The following is a 16,488-nucleotide window of genomic DNA, read 5'->3' as shown; positions in this document are numbered from 1 at the left end:
GCCCTCCCCTAGTACCGCTGGGTGACGTTCCGACACGGGTGAGATGTATGACGGTATTGACGATTGAACCCGTATGGCAAGACCTGGAACCAGGCCTCACGTTTTTGTTGGTTTGACCGTTACGGAACCTATTCGTTCCTTGAACGGAGCTGCCCCATCCGCTTCAGCATCCGGTCCGCCGGCTCGAACAGCTCCGGCCGCGACTGGACGGTGTTGCGCAGCGCCCGGACCGGGGCGCGGCGCGCCCTGTGTCCGAGTGCGACCGGGTGACGCCGGGTCACCCACCCCTCCGACACGGAGATCTCCCGTGTCCGCAGGGAGTCCTTGTACTCCTTCTGCCCCCGCCCCAGATCGAGGTACGCGATGCCGTCGGCGGCGGCCGCCTCGGCCATCCGCAGATGCAGGACCAGCCCCGGTGAGTACTTCGAGAACGCCGGGTCGTACGCCGGGAACCAGCAGGCCAGCACCCGTTCGCTGCGGAGTCCGAAGTGCGCCGCGATCGGCTTGCCGCCCGCGTACAGCACCGACAGGATCCCCGCGAACGGCTCGGACCGGGTGTGGAACAGGTGCTCCACGAGCTGGGTGATCCAGGCGTGGGCGAAACGGTCGCTGCGCCCGGTCCTGCGGTACTGGGCGGACTTCCAGCCCATCAGGGTGCGCAGCGCCACGGGGTCGCGCTCGTCGTGGACGTAGCGCAGCTCGCCGGCGTCCCGGCCGAGCTTGCGCTCCTTGGCGAGCGTGGTCCTGGTGAACTTCGGCGCGTGGGCGCGCAGATGGGCCAGATAGGCGTCGTAGCCCTGGTCGACGTCCATGACCGGGGACGGGAAGCTGCCGGTGGCCCCGGTCGCGAACGGCTCCTGGCCCTCCACCAGGTGGTCGAACTCCCAGAGCGCGAGCCCGCAGGCGCGCAGCAGTTCCTGCGCGTCCCAGGTGAACCCGGGCCGGTGCACCAGCCCCTGCGCGTCCGAGATGCCGAGCCCCACGGCCCGCCCCACTCCGGTGACGCTCCTTTGGTACGGGAAGAACGCGGCGGGCTCCCCGCCCTCGCGCACCACCGCGATCCGTACACCCCGCCGGTACCGGCCCACCGCGAGCGCGAACTCGGGGGACAGGAACGGGTTCGCCAGTTCCGGCGACCCCTGGAGGTGGGCCTTGGACTGCAACGACGTCCACGCCGCCCGGTCGGCCGCGCTGAGCTCGCCGGGGCGGTACACGCTGATGTCCACGTCAGGGAGTCCGTCCCGTCGCCGTACGGCCGGGTCGCCGTCGCACCCAGACCAGCAGGAGGAGAAGGGCGCTGATCGCGGTCACCGCCACGATCCCGCCCCGCCACGACCATCGGTGCGTGGCCAGCATGCCCTGCGCGACCAGCATGTTGACGACGACCGAGCCCGCGAGCGCGGTGAGCACCCGGCCGAGCGGTGCCAGCCCGCCGAGCGCGGCGGCGATGGCCACGGCCGGTGCCGTCAGCAGGAAGAACAGGGTGAACGGGCCGCGCAACGGTGAGTCCGAGTCGACCAGCGCGAGGATCGCGCCGAGCCCCCCGACGGCCGTCGCGGCGCCCGCGAGCAATGGCGACAGGTCCCTGGCCGGACCCGGTCGGGCGCGCTCGGCGCCGTCCGTTGATGATGTCCTGATACGTATGGTCTGCATTGGCGACTTTGCCCCCTGAAGCGCCGGATGCGAGGCTTCAATGTCGCGCAGGGGCGCCGGGGCCGTCAAGAGCGTAAAAGCCCGCGCATCACGGTTGGTACGGACAATGAGACAAGTGTTCCCCGGAGGCGGAAGTCGCCTCCGGGGAAACGGTCGTTCAGGTGGTGCGCCGCGTGAGGGCTACGGGACGAGCCTCAGAAGCCGGTTCGGCGAACCGCTGCCCGGGCTGGTGACCACGCTGGTGGTGGCACCGGCGGTCAGGGCCGAGGCGACCTGGGCCGGGGTCGCCGAGGTGTGGCCGGCCAGGTAGACGGCGGCCGCGCCCGCGACGTGCGGCGTGGCCATCGACGTGCCGGAGATGGTGTTCGTCGCGGTGTCGCTGGTGTACCAGCCCGCCGTGATCGAGGAGCCCGGCGCGAAGATGTCCAGGACCGAGCCGTAGTTCGAGTAGCTGGCCCGGGCGTCGGTGCTGGTCGTGGCGCCGACGGTGATGGCCTCGGTGACCCGGGCCGGGGAGTACGAGGAGGCGTTGGCGCTGCTGTTGCCGGCCGCCACCGCGTAGGTCACGCCGCTGGCGATGGAGTTGCGGACCGCGGTGTCCAGGGTGGTGGACGCGCTGCCGCCGAGCGAGAGGTTGGCGACCGAGGGGCCGGAGTGGTTGTCGGTCACCCAGTCGATGCCCGCGATGACGCCCGCCGTGGTGCCGGAGCCGGCGTTGTCGAGCACCCGGACCGCCACGATCTTCGCCTGCTTGGCGACGCCGTAGGTGGATCCCGCGATCGTCGTGGCCACGTGGGTGCCGTGGCCGTTGCCGTCGGAGGCGGTGGTGTCGCCGTCGACCGCGTCGTAGCCGTACGAGGCACGGCCGCTGATCTGCGAGTGGGTGATCCGTACGCCGGTGTCGATGACGTAGGCCGTCACGCCGGCGCCCGCGGTGTCCGGGTAGGTGTAGGTGCCCGAGAGCGGCAGCGCGGCCTGGTCGATGCGGTCCAGGCCCCAGGGGGCGCTGGTCTGGGTGGCGTCCACGTGGACGCGCTGGTTCTGCTCGACGGAGGCGACGGCCGGGTCGGCGGCGAGTCTCTTCGCCTCGGCGGCGGAGAGGGTGGCGGAGTAGCCGTTCAGCGCGGCGCCGAACGTCTTCCTGACCGTGCCGCCGTACTCCTTGACCAGGTTCTTGCCGTCGGCCGACGACGACTTGAGGCCGGCGGCACCCTTCTTGAGCGTGACGATGTAGCTGTCCTTGATCGCCGTGGGGGAGCCGGCGGCAAGGACCTTGCCCTCGGCCGGGGCGGCCTCGGCGGGAAGGGCGGTCAGCCCGCCCACGAGGGCGGCGGTCGCCAGGCTGGTTATCGCGGCGAACCGGTACTTACGCAGTGGTGCCATACGAGGGAGTCCTCCTCTTAGGCGACGCGCGTCGGTGTGGGGTGCGCGTCCGTGGGGGGCGTGCGCGTGCTCGCGCACACGACCCGGAACGTCGCGTTCCCGTCCCGGGCTGAGTAAAGAGTCGGCCATCTACGGGCGTAGGCCAAGGGAGTTGAGGAGCTGTCAACAAATCTGTCATGTACGCGCAATCAAACACGCCATGAACATATGCGGGGCGATGGGTAAGGACGGAAAAGTCTTGGCATGGACACTTCCCGTCAACACGCGTAGTTGCTACGACGGTTGTGGCAGAGATCCTGCTAAAGGGAGGTTCCATGAGACGTTCCCGATTTGCCGCTTACGTCACCTCGCTCCTCCTCGCCGCCGGCGCCGCACTCGCGGGGGCAACCCCCGCGCAGGCCGCACCCGGCCCGTACGTGGCCCTCGGCGACTCCTACTCCTCCGGAGTGGGCGCCGGCAGCTACATCTCCTCCAGCGGCGACTGCAAGCGCAGCACCAAGGCGCACCCCTACCTCTGGGCCGCCGCCCACTCACCGTCGTCGTTCAACTTCACGGCCTGCTCCGGCGCTCGAACGGGTGATGTTCTGGCGAACCAGCTGGCCCCGCTGAACAGTGCCACCGCCCTGGTCTCCATCAGCATCGGCGGCAACGACGCCGGCTTCTCCGACGTCATGACCACCTGTGTGCTCCAGTCCGACAGCTCCTGCCTGTCCCGCATCAACACCGCGAAGGCGTACGTCGACTCGACGCTGCCCGGCCAACTCGACAACGTCTACTCGGCGATCAGCGCCAAGGCCCCCAACGCCCATGTCGTGGTGCTCGGTTACCCGCGCTTCTACAAGCTCGGCGCCACCTGTCTCGGCCTGTCCGAGACCAAGCGCAAGGCGATCAACGACGCCGCCGACTATCTCGACAACGCCATCGCCAAGCGCGCCGCGAACCACGGCTTCAGCTGGGGCGACGTCCGCTCCACCTTCACCGGCCACGAGATCTGCTCCGGCAGCTCCTGGCTGCACAGCGTCAACTGGTTCAACATCGGCGAGTCGTACCACCCCACCGCGGCCGGCCAGTCCGGCGGCTATCTGCCCGTTCTGAACAGCGCCGCCTGATCCGTCACTCGGTAGGAGTGGGAGAAGGGGAGGCCCCGCCCGTCGGGGTCTCCGCCTCACAGGTCACCGAGAACGGCACCGAGTTGGATGTCACGTGCTCCGGATCCTGGACCTCGACACTGATGTCGCTCTCGAACGTCCCGCTGTCGTTGCTCGTCGTCGCGACCACCTTGTCCTGCTTGGACGTGCCGCCGCCCGCCGGGAACGACAGCGTCTTCCAGCCGCTGTCCATGACATCACCGTCAGACGACACCCAGCGGTAGCGCACCTCGGCCGGCACCCGGCTCACCGTGATCGTCGCCGTGAAGGAGGGGGCCTCGGCGTTCGGCGGCGGACAGGTCCCCGAGTACTCGGTGTTCGCCCCCGCGAGCGTGGCCTGGACGGTCACCGGCGGTGGCGCGCTGGTCGTGGTCTTGTCCGGAGTGGAAGGCGGCGGCGGCTCCTCGCTCTCCTCGTCCGTCTCGCTCGGCGTGGTCGTCGCCGACCGGCTCGTCTCGCCGCCGCTCTCCTTCCCGCCGTTGTCGTCGCCGTTCAGCAGGGCGTACGTCAGTCCCGCGATCGCCAGCGCCAGGGCGGCGAGGCCCGCGATCAGGACCACGGCGGCCTTGCGGTTGCGCTCGGGGGGCTCGGGCGACGTCCTGGTGGTCGCGGCGGGCGGCGTGGGGGTCGTGGGCGCCGTCGGGAAGGGGGCCGTCGACGGTTCCGCCGGGAAGGCGGCCATCGTCGGCGGGTACGGCGTCGGCGGCGGCGCGTCGGCGCGCAGGGTGCCGCCGGCACCGATGATCCGCAGGTCCTGCTCGGCGCGGTCGGCGGACAGCCGCTCCGCCGGGTCCTTGCGCAGCAGGCCCTCGATGACGGGGGTGAGCGGGCCGGCCCGGTGCGGTGGCGGCAACTCGTCGTCGACGATCGCGCGCAGGGTGTTCAGCGGGGTGTTCTGGCGGAACGGTGAGTTTCCCTCGACCGCGGCGTACAGCAGCACGCCCAGCGACCACAGGTCGGACTCGGGGCCAGGGGTGCGGCCGAGCGCCCGCTCCGGGGCCAGGAACTCGGGCGAGCCGATGACCTCGCCGGTCATCGTGAGTGCCGAACTGCCCTCGACCATGGCGATCCCGAAGTCGGTCAGCACGACCCGGCCGTCGTTCGACAGCAGCACGTTGGCCGGCTTCACGTCCCGGTGCAGCACACCCGCCTCGTGCGCGGCGCGCAGCGCTGCGAGAACCTCGGCGCCGATGTGCGCCGCGCGCTGCGGGGAGACCGGGCCCTCCGCGTCCAGGGCGTCGGCCAGGGAGACACCGCGGATCAGCTCCATCACGATCCACGGGCGGCCGTCCTGGGTGGCCACGTCGTACACCGTCACCACATTGCGGTTGGAGACCCGGGCCGCGGCCCATGCCTCGCGTTCCAGCCGGGCGTACATCCGCTCGACGTCCGACCCCGCCAGTCCCGAGGGCGCGCGCACCTCCTTCACCGCGACCTCGCGGTGCAGCACCTCGTCGCGGGCCCGCCACACGGTTCCCATACCGCCCTCGCCGAGCGGGGACAGGAGGCGGTAGCGGCCCGCGATCAGACGTTCACTGCCCGGCTCTTCGGACACGGGCGTCCCCCATTCGCAACTCCGCACGACTTCGCGTCATTTCTCCCCAAAAGTAGCTCAGCCAAGTGCGGATGCCGCCCCCTTGAGCACCAAACCCGCTCCGAGCGCCACGACGAGGAACGCCGACATCAGCGGCGCGGACCTGCGGACGAGCGCGGTGACCGGGTGCGTGGTCCAGCGGGGGCGCCGGTCCAGCAGCCGGTTCATTCCGTTACCCAGCTTCACGACGGCGAACCCCGCGGCGGTGAGAGTCAGCGCGAGACCGACGCCGTAGGCGACGACGAGCAGGAAGCCGAACCAGGCCTGGCCCAGCGCCATGGCACCGACCAGGACGACGACGGCCGAGGGGCTCGGCACGAGACCGCCGGCGAAGCCGAGCAGGATCGTGCCGCGGACGGTGGGAGCGGTGGAGTGGGTGTGCGTGAAGCCGCCGTGGGTGTGTTCGACGGCGTGGTCGTGCGGGTGGGGGTGGTCGTGGGTGTGGTCGTGGTCGTGACTGTGCGGGGTGTGGGTGGGGGCGTGGCTCTCCGACGCCGCGTGGGAGTGCGCGGACACCAGGGCCAGCTCGCGTGCGGGTGCCTCGGCGGGCGCGTGCTCGTGGGAGTGCCCGGGCCCGCGGTCGTCGTGCCCGTGGTCGTGCGGGTGTCCGTGGTCGTGGTCGTGGTCATGAGCGTGTCCGTGCCCGTGGCCCTGCCCGTGCGTGTGCCCGTCGCCCCGTGCGTGCTGCCGGTGGTGCCAGGCCCGGCGTACGAGCGTCAGGCCCGCCCCGAACACCAGTACCCCGCTCGCGATGCCCAGCCAGGTGATCACCGAGGGCGCCGCGCCCGAGCCGGCCGTGACCAGCAGGCCCAGGGCGACCACGCCCAGGGTGTGGGTGACCGTGACCGACGCGGCCATGGGCATGACGTCCCGGAGGCGGGCCTTGCCGCCGCGGGCCGCCGCGACCGCGGCCATCAGGGTCTTGCCGTGCCCCGGGCCGAGCGCGTGCAGCGCGCCGAGCGCCACGGCGATGAACACGGCCAGCGCGGCGAAACCGAAGGTCAGGTCGTGGCGGGCCACCAGGGAGTCCAGCGCCCGGGTCCAGCGGTCGGCCCCGCGAGGGAGCACGGAGGCCGCCGGGGCGTCCGTCCGCTCCTCGGCCAGGGCGGGGCCGCCGGGACGCGCCCGCAGCTCCGCCGTCGTGGTGTCGGCGGGGGAGGAGAGCAACTCCTGCGGATAGTCGGTCAGTTCACCGGACACGGACTTCTTCGGTACGTCCGACGCGGTGAGCGTCATCCGGTCACCGCGCGCGGTGATCTCCCGCCAGCCCGGCCCGGAGTCCGCGCCCGCGCTGCGGAAGCCCAGGGCGACCGTGGAGCTCTCGGGAAGAGGCGCAGTCAGCTCGCACTCCACGCGCAGGGTGTCGAGCCCCGCCTGCCCGGGCCGCACCCGCGCCTCACTGCTCCGCACGCTCAGATGGACGGTACGGCCGTCGACGGTGACCTCGCTGCCCCGGGCGGCCGTCGCGCACCGGTCGGCGGCCCACTCGGTCATGCCCTGCCGCTCGATGTCCGGCTTCGCCTGGGTCGCCGGGATCTCGGCGAGATCCTCGACATGGTCGACGCGGAGCTGTCCGGGGGCGGCGACAAGACCGTCGTAACGGTTCACGGTGAAGTTGCCGAGGGGATGCGCGCTCGCCGCTTGGGAGGGGAGGAGCACGAGCGCGCACGCGGCCGTGACGGCGGCCGCACCGGAGGCGAACAGACGACGGGACCTCACTTGGCCGCCTCCAGTTGCTTGAGCGCCGCGCGGGCCTTGTCCGCGCCCAGGGGTGAGAAGCCGGGGTTGAGCTTCAGTGCCGCCGTCAGATGGGTGCGGGCGTCCTTGTCGTGGCCGGTGGCGCGTTCGATGACGCCGCGGTGGTAGAGGAACGCGGCGTTGCGGTAGCCGGTCGCGGTGGCCCGGCGCGCGTACAGGAGGGCCTCCTCGTCCTTGCCGTTGACGTGCAGGGCCCAGGCCAGCGCGTCCGCCGTGTGCACGGTGTGCCGGCGGTCCCACTCGGCGCGGGCCGCGCGCAGCGCCGCCTTCTTGTCCCCGTGGTCGGCGGCGGCGAGCGCGGTGTCCAGGTCGGCGTTGACGCCGTTGGCGCGGGCGAGCGCCGTCCAGGCGTCGACGAGGGCGTACTGGTCGTCGGCCTCGGCGCGGTCGCCCCGCTTCTCGTACAGCTCACCGAGCTCGACGAGCGGGCCGGGCAGCGGGAAGCGGGCGACGACGTTCTCCAGACCGCGGACCGCTTCCTTCTCGTCGCCGCTCGCGGCCTGCGCACGGGCCCTGCCCTCGAGGGCGGGCAGATACTCGTCGTCGGCGGCCAGGGCCCGCGCGTAGTAGGTGAGCGCGTCCTTGTACTCCCCCTGGTTCCAGGCGAGTTGACCCAGCTGGGTGGCGACGTACGCCTTGTCGCCGGGGGTCGAGGCCGACCCGAGAGCCTGCTTCAGGACCCGCTTGGCCGTCGTCACGTCACCGCGCAGCTCGTGGACGTAGGCGTACCGCGTGAAGACCGGGATGCCCGGCCTGCGGGAGTCGGCCGTGTCGGCGGCCTTCGCGGCCTGCGGGTAGCGGCCGAGTTCGACGAGGGCGTCGATACGGGAGGACAGGGCGCGTTCGTTGTAGGGGTTCTGCTTCAGGGTCCGGTCCGCGTACTTCAGGGCGTCGTCGAAGTCGTGCCGGGCGGCGGCCAGGGCGGCCCGGCCGGCGAGGGCCTGCTCGTTGTCGCCCTTGAGCTCCAGCGACCGGTTCAGCGCCTTCTCGGCCTGCGGATAGCGGGACGGGTCGCCCTTGGTGCGGGCCTGCTCGACGTAGGCGAGTCCGAGGGTGGCCCAGCCGCCGAAGTCCTTGGGCTGGGACCGCAGATGGGCCTGTATGGAGGCGATGGTCCCGTCGAGGTCCCCGCTGGAGATCATCGCCGGCGACACGGCGCTCTGCGCGGCCGCCACGGTACTGCCGCCGTCGTCGCGCAGGGCGCCGACCGCGAGGGAACCGGTGGTGAGGGCAATGGCCAACAGAACGGCGGACCCGCCGAGTTGCACGGCACGCAGCCGCCGTCCGGTGGCCGCCGTCTCGTCGTCGTTCGTACCCGGGACCATTGCCCTCTCCTGGAAGATCGGTTGGCTGGATGTGCAGGCGCGGCCCGCGCCGTGGGGGATGAGTACGTGCGGGCCGCGCCAGTCGGGGTGGCGGTGGCGGCCTAGTAGGGCCGGGTCCGCATCCGACGCCACCACATGAGCCCGGCGCCGATCAGTGCGATACCGGCCGCGCCCGCCCCCGCGGAGGCGGCGATCAGCGTGGTGTCGTCCATGCCGGTCGAGGAGCCGGCCGGCTGAAGGGCGTCGCCCAGCTGGTTGCGGACGTCGTTGCCGCCGCTGACCCCCTTGGCCAGCTTCCCGCGGGAGCCCGCGGTCGGGTTGGCCAGGTACGGGAAGGACTTGCCGAACTTCTTGTCGTTCTTGTCGACCGCGTCGCCCAAGTCGTTCTTGGCGCCGACCAGTTCACCCTCGACGACCTGGAGCGCGGCGTCGAGCACGTCGTCGGAGAGCCGACGCCCGTTCGGGAAGCCCGCGTTGTCGCCGTCCAGCACACCGAGCCGCTTGGGGTCGTGGGTGGGCTTGATCGAGGTGTTGAGCCGCAGCTCCTCCGCCGGCCGTACGTTCGGCGGCTGGTTGAGGCCCTTGACGCCCTTGAGGAACACGTCGACCAGGTCGTTGCGGGGCTCGGCGGGCGCCTTGATCTTGTAGATCGCCTCGATGAGCTTCGGCAGCTCCGGGTTGGTCACGTTCTTGAGGAACTGGGCGTCCTCCCAGGGCGCGGACGCGTTGAACTTGTCCTTGTCCTTGATGGGGTTGACGACCTCGTTGACCAGCGGCATGCCCAGCCGCGAGACCTGGCTGTAGTAGCCCTGCGCGTTCTTGCGCTGGGTCGTCGACCAGATGCCCACGATCGGCTGCTCGTGCGACTCGGCGATCATGTCCGTCGGCACCTGGAGGGCGATGGAGTTGACGTTGTAGCCCTTGAGGGTGTCCCGGCCGACCTCGGAGAGGTTCCCGCCGTACAGCAGGTCGAAGACCCGCAGGTCAAGGAAGAACGGGTCGTCGGCCTGGCCGGCGAAGGTCGTCGAGCCGCCCGGCAGCTTGTAGACCGCTTCCTTGCGCAGCTTGTTGTAGTCCGGCATCGACGCCTTGCCGACGTTCGAGGGCGCCACCGGCACGTCGTCGGCGACCTTCGTCTTCGACACCACGCGCTGGTTCTTCAGCTTGACGAGGTCGACGTCGTAGGTCTGCGTGATGTTCAGGTCCGGGTCGTCGAGGCTCTCCACGGGACCCGTGTTGTACAGGAAGGTCTTGTCGTTCTTGACGTGCGTCTTGAACGTGTAGCGGTAGAGCAGCTCGCCCTGCGCGTCACCGTTGTTGTCGATGTGGATGTCGTACTGGGCGTCCTCGGCGAACGTGAAGAAGTTCGGTCCGCCGGCCGGCTCCTCGAACGGGATCCAGTTCGCGATGATCGTCGTCGTGTCCGGCTTGTCCGGGCTGACGAACGCGTACACGTCGGTGTTGTCGTACTGCGGGTCCCCGGAGATGAGCGGGGCCTCCCGGTGACTGGAGGCGTTGGCCGCCCCCGGTTCCAGCGCGGCCACACTGGCGGCTGCGAGGCCTCCGGCGGCCAGCGAAGCGCATATGAGGGTCGCGACGCTCCTGCGCCCCGCACCGCTCCTGGAGATAGGTGTCATGCCGTCCGTCCTCAGTCCCAACTTGCCTGACGAACGCTGATTCGGAGCGGTCGGCAGGGTGGATTGGTCGAATCCCAAACGTTCTTACGGCGGATCGGGAATCTTGTTTCATCGAACGGCGACCCGCGTTTTGCGGTCGCTGATCCGTAACCCCATCCGGAGGTGTGTTCGTTGCGAATACCTCGTGGGGTCGGACGGCCCAGATGCGGTTTTGCGGGAGGGGGAGACGAGTTGGAGGCGGACGAGCTTCTGGTGCTCGTGGCGGGCGGTGACCAGAAGGCATTCGAGGAGCTGTACACACTGGTCTCCGGGCCGGTGTTCGGGCTGGTGCGCCGGGTGGTGCGGGACCCGGCACAGTCCGAGGAGGTGGCCCAGGAGGTGCTCCTCGAACTCTGGCGGTCCGCCGCGCGGTTCGACCCCGGCCGGGGCAGCGCCCTGTCGTGGGTCCTCACCCTCGCCCACCGCCGGGCAGTGGACCGGGTGCGCAGCGCCCGCGCGGCCGGCGAGCGCGAGCTGCGGGTGGCCCGGCGGTCCAACGGCCCCGCCTTCGACCAGGTCACCGAGGAGGTCGAGGCCGGCCTCGAACGCGAGTGGGTGCGCCGGTGTCTGCAACGGCTCACCGAGCTCCAGCGCCAGTCGGTGACCCTCGCCTACTACGACGGCTACACGTACCGTGAAGTGGCCGAGCGGCTCTCGCTGCCGCTGGGCACCGTCAAGACCCGGATGCGTGACGGACTGACCCGGATGCGCGAGTGCATGGGAGGTGTGGCGTGAGCGTCCTCGACCGGCTGCTCGGCCGCGACGACCCGCACTCGCTGGCCGCGCCCTACGCGCTCGACGCCCTGGAGCCCGCCGAGCGGGCCCGCTTCGAGAAACACCTGAAGAACTGTCAGGTCTGTGCCGCCGAGGTCCGCGCCCTGGCCGAGGACGCCGCGCGCCTCGCCTGGTCGACGGTCGCCCCGGCGCCCCCCGCCATGCGCGACCGGGTGCTCGCCGCCGTACGCACCACCGCGCAGGAGCCGGTGCGCGCGCACGAGCCGCAGCTGCCGCCGCACGTCTGGGGCACCCAGGCGCCGCCGGCACGCTCCCGTGCGCCCCGCGAGCGCCGACCCCTGTTCGTGCCGTTCGCCACCGCCACGGCCGCCGCGGCTCTCGTGGTCGCCTCCCTGTTCGCCGTACAGGCGAATGACACCCGGGACCAACTCAACGCCGAGCGGGCCCAGGCACGTGAGATCGCCCACGTTCTCGCAGCTCCGGACGCCCGGGCGAGCACCGGCAAGGACGCGCGCGGTCGCAGTATCGGCGTGGTCGCCTCGGCGTCGGAGGGGAGCGCGGTCGTCACCCTCAGCGGATACGACGACATTCCGGGGGACCGCGTGAACCAGTTGTGGCTCATGCGCCCCGGCGCGCAACCACGCTCCCTCGGGCTCTTCGCCACCGACACGCCCTTGGTCACGTCCGGTCTCGACAAGTCCGCGACGTCACTGGCAGTAACCGTCGAGCCCGACGGAGGTTCCGCGCAGCCCACTACACAGCCGGTTGTCCAACTCGCCCTGAAATCGGTTGGATTCGGAGAGTAATCGCGGAGGGGTCGTCAACACCCTTACGGGGAAGGTGAATCCTGTGACCGCGATACACGAGTGCCCCCTGAGGGCGATAGGGTTAACCTGCCCGGGCCGGGTGGACTCGTACGGGTGGGGAGTGACATGGAACAGATAACAGTGCGCAGCAGGGCGCGAGTCCCTGCGATCATCTGCGGGAGCAGCGCGACCAGTTCGCGCCTCGACCGCCATCTCTCGGTGCTGGGCGGCCCTGTCGTCCCGCAGCGTGAGGCGGCCGAGGCCACTTCGCTGATGCGTGAGCTGACCGCCCGTGAACCCGCGCAGAACCGCAGCGACAGGGGTGCGCGCGTCCGTCGCGTCTCGCTCTTCGCTCCGCTGCGTCGACTGCGCCGGTCGCTGTTCGGCGGGCGCTAGCCCGCACGCTCAGGCGTTTTGACCCGCGCCCGGCCGGCCGTACCGCCCCGGCGCCCTGCCGCGACTCCGTCGTCCGTCATCCCCACGGCATGCGGCAGCGCCAGGTACGTCCACCGGGCGCGGGTACACCACCCCCCACCCCCGCTCGAAGTCACCGGCAGGGCCCAGTAGTTGGGCCATGGGCGTCCCGAAGTCACATCCGGCGAACAGCAGTTCAGTGCTCGGCTCAGCGCTCCCCGTGCGCGTACCGACGTACCGCCAGCGGCGCGCACACCCCGATCAGCACCGCGCACCACATCAACGACCCGGCGACCGGGTGCGCCACCGGCCAGGCGGCACCCTCCGGGATCGCGGCGTTGCCGCAGAGATCCCGTACGGCCGTGGTGACCGCGCTGATCGGGTTCCACTCGGCGAGGGTGCGCAGCCAGCCCGGCATGCCGTCGACGGGGATGTAGGCGTTGGACAGCAGGGGCAGCATGAAGGTCGCCCCGCCCAGCTGCCCGGCCGCCTCCTCGCTGCGTGAGGCGAGCCCCAGCAGGATGCCCACCCAGGTCGCGGCGAGCCGGAAGAGCAGCAGCAGACCGAAGGCGCCCAGCGCCGCGAGCCACCCGTCCTCGACGCGCCAGCCCATCGCCAGCCCCACCAGCAGCAGCGGGACCAGCCCCACGGCCGTCGTCAGCAGATCGGCCGCCGCCTGACCCACCGGGATCGCCGAGCGGCTGATCGGCAGTGTGCGGAAGCGGTCCATCACCCCGCGATGGGAGTCCGCCGCGGCGGTGAACATCCCGGTCATGATCCCGTTGGATACGGTCGCCACCAGCATCCCCGGTACCAGGAACGCGCGGTACTCCTCGCCCGGCATCGCGAGCGCGCTGCCGAAGACATAGCCGAAGAACAGCAGGAAGACGATGGGCATCGTCTGGGTCATGACCGTGATCGCCGGCGCGTGCCGGACCTTCTGCAAGTGACGGCCCAGGACCGCCGTACCGTCGTGGATCACCGCGTTCACGCTCATACGGCGACCTCCTCTCGTGCGGTGAGGCGCAGGAAGGCCTCGTCGAGGGTGGGGGGACGCAGGCTCGCGTCGACGACCGGCACCCGGCCGGCGTCGAGTTCGCGGACGATACGCGGGAGTGTGAGGCCCGGGTCGAGGACGACCGCTCCGGCGGTGCGCCGCTCGGCGTCGAGCACCGGCCGCGCGCCGGTCAGCTGGTCGAGGACCACGGCGGCCGCGTGCAGCGCGGGGGTGCCGCCGTCCTCGGCGACGACCACCTCGGCGTACCGCCCGATCTGCGCCTTCAGCTCGTCCGGAGTGCCCTGGTGCGCGGCCCGGCCCTCGTCGATCAGCACGACCCGGTCGGCCAGCCGGTCGGCCTCCTCCAGATACTGCGTGGTCAGCAGCACGGTGGTGCCCTCGCCCACCAACTCCCGTACGGCGTCCCAGATCTCGTTCCTGCTGTGCGGATCGAGCCCGGTCGTCGGCTCGTCCAGGAACAGCACGGCGGGCCGGGCGACGAGGCTCGCGGCGAGATCGAGACGGCGGCGCATGCCTCCCGAGTAGGTGCGCACGGGCCGGTCGGCGGCGCCGGTCAGACCGAAGCGCTCCAGCAGTTCGTCGGCGCGGGTCCGCGGGGCGCGCAGCAGTCGTGCGAACAGCCGCAGGTTCTCGGCGCCGGTGAGGTCGCCGTCCACCGAGGCGTACTGCCCGGTGACCGCGATCCGGCGGCGGACCTTCGCCGCCTCCCGCACCACGTCGTACCCGGCGACCCGGGCCGTCCCGGCGTCCGGCCGCAGCAGCGTGGTCAGCACCCGGACCGCGGTCGTCTTCCCCGCGCCGTTCGGCCCGAGCAGCCCGCAGACCGCGCCCTCCTCGACCGCGAGATCGAGCCCGCGCAGCGCGTGGACGTCACGGAACCGGCGCTCCAGACCTTCACTAAGTACAGCGTACGTAGAAGTCATGCGACCACGGTACCCCACTACGTACGCTGTACGTAACTACGATGGTGGGGAGGTGATGATCAATGGCGGGCCGAGCGGCCGAACCCGAGGTGATCTGGGCGCGCCCCGAGCGCACGGGCCGAGGCCCGAAACCGGCGTACAGCCGTGCGGACATCGCCGCGGCGGCGGTCCGTATCGCCGACGCGGACGGGCTGGACGCGGTGTCGATGCGGCGGGTGGCGGCCGAGATCGGCTGCGGCACGATGTCGCTGTACAACTACGTGCCGCGCAAGGAGGACCTGTACGAGCTGATGGTCGACCTGATCAGCGGGGAGTACGAGCTCTCCGCCGAGGGCCGTGGGGACTGGCGGGCGGACATGACCGACTTCGCCCGGCAGGCGCTCGGCATCATGCGGCGCCATCCGTGGGTGGTGCGGGTGATGTCGACGGTCTACGCCGTCAGCCCGAACGCGCTGCGCGTGCTCGACCGGGTGCTCGCCGGCCTGGAGGGCCTCGATGTGCCGGCCGGCACCAAGCTGGAGCTGTTCGGGATGGTCAACGGCTCGGTGATGACGTTCGTCGCCAACGAGCAGGCCATCGCCGAGCGGACGAGGTCGGTGCCGTGGTCGGCGGAGCGTGAGCAGGCGGTGCGGGCGGAGTACATGATGGGGCGGATCGGGACGGGGGAGTATCCGCACCTGGCTGCGTTGTTCGCGCAGGGGGTGGCGCCGCCGGATGATCCGGAGGGGGCGTTCGATCGGATGATCGGGCGGTTGTTGGACTCGTTCGCGCCGCGGAGGTGATGGTCGCATTCGGGCCGCGGGTCCGTTGCGGCTGGTCGCGCCCGCGCGGCGGAGCCGCCTATCGATACAGCCTCGCGCCCCTAGGTTGGTTACAGGAAGCCCAACTGGCCTTCTGGGCCCTCTTCGTGGTGGTCCAACACCGACGCCGGTCTGCGTGCCGCCTCCGGGACCGGGAGCACGCCCGCCTTGCGCAGGTCCGCCGCCGTGAGCCGGGTCGTCACCGTCAACTCGGCCTGTTGCTGCGTGACTTCCGCGGTCAGTGCCAGGATCGTGATGAGTTCCAGCAGTTCCGACGTCCAGGTCTGGGGCCAGGTCGCCGGGCGGATGGCCGACAGGGTGCCCGGCTCGGGCTCGGCCGTCCTCGCCGTGAACCACCCCTCCAGGACCCGCACACCGCTCACCTCGAAGTCCCAGGCCTCCGGCGGTACGGGGGAGATGCGGCCCTCGTCGAGGTGGAGGGTCTCCTCGTCGCGGTCGTAGTGCAGGCCGAGGGGGCGGGTGGGGAGCGGGGCGCGGACGTAGGGGCGACGGCCGCCCGGGAGTTTGGGGCGGTCGCCGTCGCGGCGCATCAGCCACAGCAGGCGGTGGCCGAGTTCGGTGCCGCGGTCCCAGAGTCCGGGGTCGTCGGTGAGGGGGACCGTGAGGTCCGGACGTACGGCTGTCAGGATCCACGCGAGGACGTCCGACGGGCCCACCGGCCGGTCCAGTCGCTCGGCCAGGTACTCCGGCAGGCCCGGCGCCAGGTTCGGTTCCTCGCCGTCCGGCCGTCGGTACAGCGGGCGGATCCGGCCGGGGCGCAGCAGCGGGAGCAGCGACGTGGCGATCAGCACCGGGCCGGGTCCGCCCGCGGTCTCCGTCACGAAGACCTGGCGCTCGTCCGCCACCCGCCACAACTCCGGCCGGGCCGTGTCGATCAGCCGGTGGTCGGGGATCAGCCAGTGCTCGTCGAAGGGGGCGTGCAGGACGCGTACGGGCTCGGGGCACGGGCCGGTGGCGCGCCCGAGTCTCTCCGTGCCGCCCGACTGCCCCGGCAGCTGCCCGACCGCCGAACCCAGGGTGCGCGAGCGCGTCGGCTCGAACAGGGTCTCGCGGTCGGGGCCCTCGGCCTTCAGCAGGGCGTCCCAGCGGGCCTTCAGGGCTGCCGAGTCGGGACCCGTCGGCCACCCCCGGCCGAGCCGCGGCGGTGCGACGGACCACGGCATGAGGTCCGCGAGCAGCGGAGCGTCGTCGTGCGTCACGCTGGGCATCGTACGACCTGGCGACGACATGGGGG

15 protein-coding genes are annotated in these 16,488 nt (G+C 71.3%); 5 read left to right on the top strand and 10 right to left on the bottom strand.

Annotated features, from left to right (window positions below):
• Nucleotides 1–128: 128 nt before the first annotated feature.
• The 3 genes from ABKA17_RS31810 to ABKA17_RS31800 all read right to left on the bottom strand — a co-directional run bounded on the left by ABKA17_RS31810 (nucleotide 129) and on the right by ABKA17_RS31800 (nucleotide 3,036).
• Nucleotides 129–1,226 carry a GNAT family N-acetyltransferase gene (locus tag ABKA17_RS31810; protein WP_353695751.1) on the bottom strand — a complete coding sequence of 366 codons (1,098 nt, stop codon included), beginning with the start codon at nucleotides 1,224–1,226 and terminating at the stop codon, nucleotides 129–131.
• A 1-nt stretch (nucleotide 1,227) separates the two neighbouring features.
• Nucleotides 1,228–1,653 carry a hypothetical protein gene (locus ABKA17_RS31805; RefSeq protein ID WP_353695750.1) on the bottom strand — a complete coding sequence of 142 codons (426 nt, stop codon included), beginning with the start codon at nucleotides 1,651–1,653 and terminating at the stop codon, nucleotides 1,228–1,230.
• Nucleotides 1,654–1,833: 180 nt separating this feature from the next.
• Complete coding sequence (locus ABKA17_RS31800; protein ID WP_353695749.1) at nucleotides 1,834–3,036, bottom strand: S8 family peptidase; 1,203 nt, start codon at nucleotides 3,034–3,036, stop codon at nucleotides 1,834–1,836.
• 314 nt (nucleotides 3,037–3,350) lie between these two features.
• Here ABKA17_RS31800 and ABKA17_RS31795 point away from each other — a divergent pair, with 314 nt between their 5' ends.
• Nucleotides 3,351–4,145, top strand: coding sequence for an SGNH/GDSL hydrolase family protein (locus ABKA17_RS31795; protein ID WP_353695748.1), 795 nt, complete (start codon nucleotides 3,351–3,353; stop codon nucleotides 4,143–4,145).
• Between the two features lie 4 nt (nucleotides 4,146–4,149).
• Here ABKA17_RS31795 and ABKA17_RS31790 read toward each other — a convergent pair whose 3' ends face one another.
• Genes ABKA17_RS31790 through ABKA17_RS31775 form a run of 4 tightly spaced genes read right to left on the bottom strand, consistent with a single transcriptional unit; the run spans nucleotide 4,150 to nucleotide 10,498 of the window.
• Nucleotides 4,150–5,739, bottom strand: coding sequence for a serine/threonine-protein kinase (locus ABKA17_RS31790; protein ID WP_353695747.1), 1,590 nt, complete (start codon nucleotides 5,737–5,739; stop codon nucleotides 4,150–4,152).
• 57 nt (nucleotides 5,740–5,796) lie between these two features.
• Nucleotides 5,797–7,497, bottom strand: coding sequence for a nickel/cobalt transporter (locus ABKA17_RS31785; RefSeq protein WP_353695746.1), 1,701 nt, complete (start codon nucleotides 7,495–7,497; stop codon nucleotides 5,797–5,799).
• Nucleotides 7,494–8,921: a tetratricopeptide repeat protein gene (locus ABKA17_RS31780; protein ID WP_502994440.1), complete on the bottom strand. Its 1,428-nt coding sequence runs from the start codon at nucleotides 8,919–8,921 to the stop codon at nucleotides 7,494–7,496. The genes ABKA17_RS31785 and ABKA17_RS31780 overlap by 4 nt, the downstream gene beginning before the upstream one ends.
• A gap of 41 nt (nucleotides 8,922–8,962) precedes the next feature.
• The gene (locus ABKA17_RS31775) at nucleotides 8,963–10,498 is read right to left on the bottom strand and encodes a DUF4331 domain-containing protein (RefSeq protein WP_353695744.1); all 1,536 of its coding nucleotides are present in this window, start codon (nucleotides 10,496–10,498) and stop codon (nucleotides 8,963–8,965) included.
• A gap of 231 nt (nucleotides 10,499–10,729) precedes the next feature.
• Between ABKA17_RS31775 and ABKA17_RS31770 the strand changes: the two genes are divergently transcribed.
• From ABKA17_RS31770 to ABKA17_RS31760, 3 genes are all read left to right on the top strand, one after another.
• Complete coding sequence (locus ABKA17_RS31770; RefSeq protein WP_353695743.1) at nucleotides 10,730–11,272, top strand: sigma-70 family RNA polymerase sigma factor; 543 nt, start codon at nucleotides 10,730–10,732, stop codon at nucleotides 11,270–11,272.
• The gene (locus ABKA17_RS31765) at nucleotides 11,269–12,078 is read left to right on the top strand and encodes an anti-sigma factor (protein ID WP_353695742.1); all 810 of its coding nucleotides are present in this window, start codon (nucleotides 11,269–11,271) and stop codon (nucleotides 12,076–12,078) included. The genes ABKA17_RS31770 and ABKA17_RS31765 overlap by 4 nt, the downstream gene beginning before the upstream one ends.
• 126 nt (nucleotides 12,079–12,204) lie before the next feature.
• Entirely contained in the window at nucleotides 12,205–12,474 is a 270-nt protein-coding gene (locus tag ABKA17_RS31760; protein ID WP_353695741.1) for a hypothetical protein, read from the top strand.
• A 226-nt stretch (nucleotides 12,475–12,700) separates the two neighbouring features.
• Here ABKA17_RS31760 and ABKA17_RS31755 read toward each other — a convergent pair whose 3' ends face one another.
• Both ABKA17_RS31755 and ABKA17_RS31750 read right to left on the bottom strand, forming a co-directional pair.
• Entirely contained in the window at nucleotides 12,701–13,489 is a 789-nt protein-coding gene (locus tag ABKA17_RS31755; protein WP_353695740.1) for an ABC transporter permease, read from the bottom strand.
• Nucleotides 13,486–14,433: an ATP-binding cassette domain-containing protein gene (locus ABKA17_RS31750; RefSeq protein WP_353695739.1), complete on the bottom strand. Its 948-nt coding sequence runs from the start codon at nucleotides 14,431–14,433 to the stop codon at nucleotides 13,486–13,488. Before ABKA17_RS31750 ends, ABKA17_RS31755 begins: the two co-directional genes overlap by 4 nt.
• Nucleotides 14,434–14,495: 62 nt before the next feature.
• On the opposite strand from ABKA17_RS31750, the gene ABKA17_RS31745 reads away from it, so the two are divergent.
• Nucleotides 14,496–15,215 carry a TetR/AcrR family transcriptional regulator gene (locus ABKA17_RS31745; RefSeq protein ID WP_353695738.1) on the top strand — a complete coding sequence of 240 codons (720 nt, stop codon included), beginning with the start codon at nucleotides 14,496–14,498 and terminating at the stop codon, nucleotides 15,213–15,215.
• Nucleotides 15,216–15,304: 89 nt separating this feature from the next.
• On the opposite strand, the gene ABKA17_RS31740 is transcribed toward ABKA17_RS31745, so the two are convergent.
• A complete protein-coding gene (locus ABKA17_RS31740) occupies nucleotides 15,305–16,462 on the bottom strand; it encodes a type ISP restriction/modification enzyme (RefSeq protein ID WP_353695737.1) in 1,158 nt (385 codons plus the stop codon).
• Nucleotides 16,463–16,488: the final 26 nt, after the last annotated feature.

Origin of the sequence: Streptomyces sp. RG80 (assembly GCF_040446465.1) — a bacterium.
GTDB lineage: Bacteria > Actinomycetota > Actinomycetes > Streptomycetales > Streptomycetaceae > Streptomyces.
Note: the sequence above shows the minus strand (reverse complement) of the source record. Positions and strands in the feature narration are given on the sequence as shown.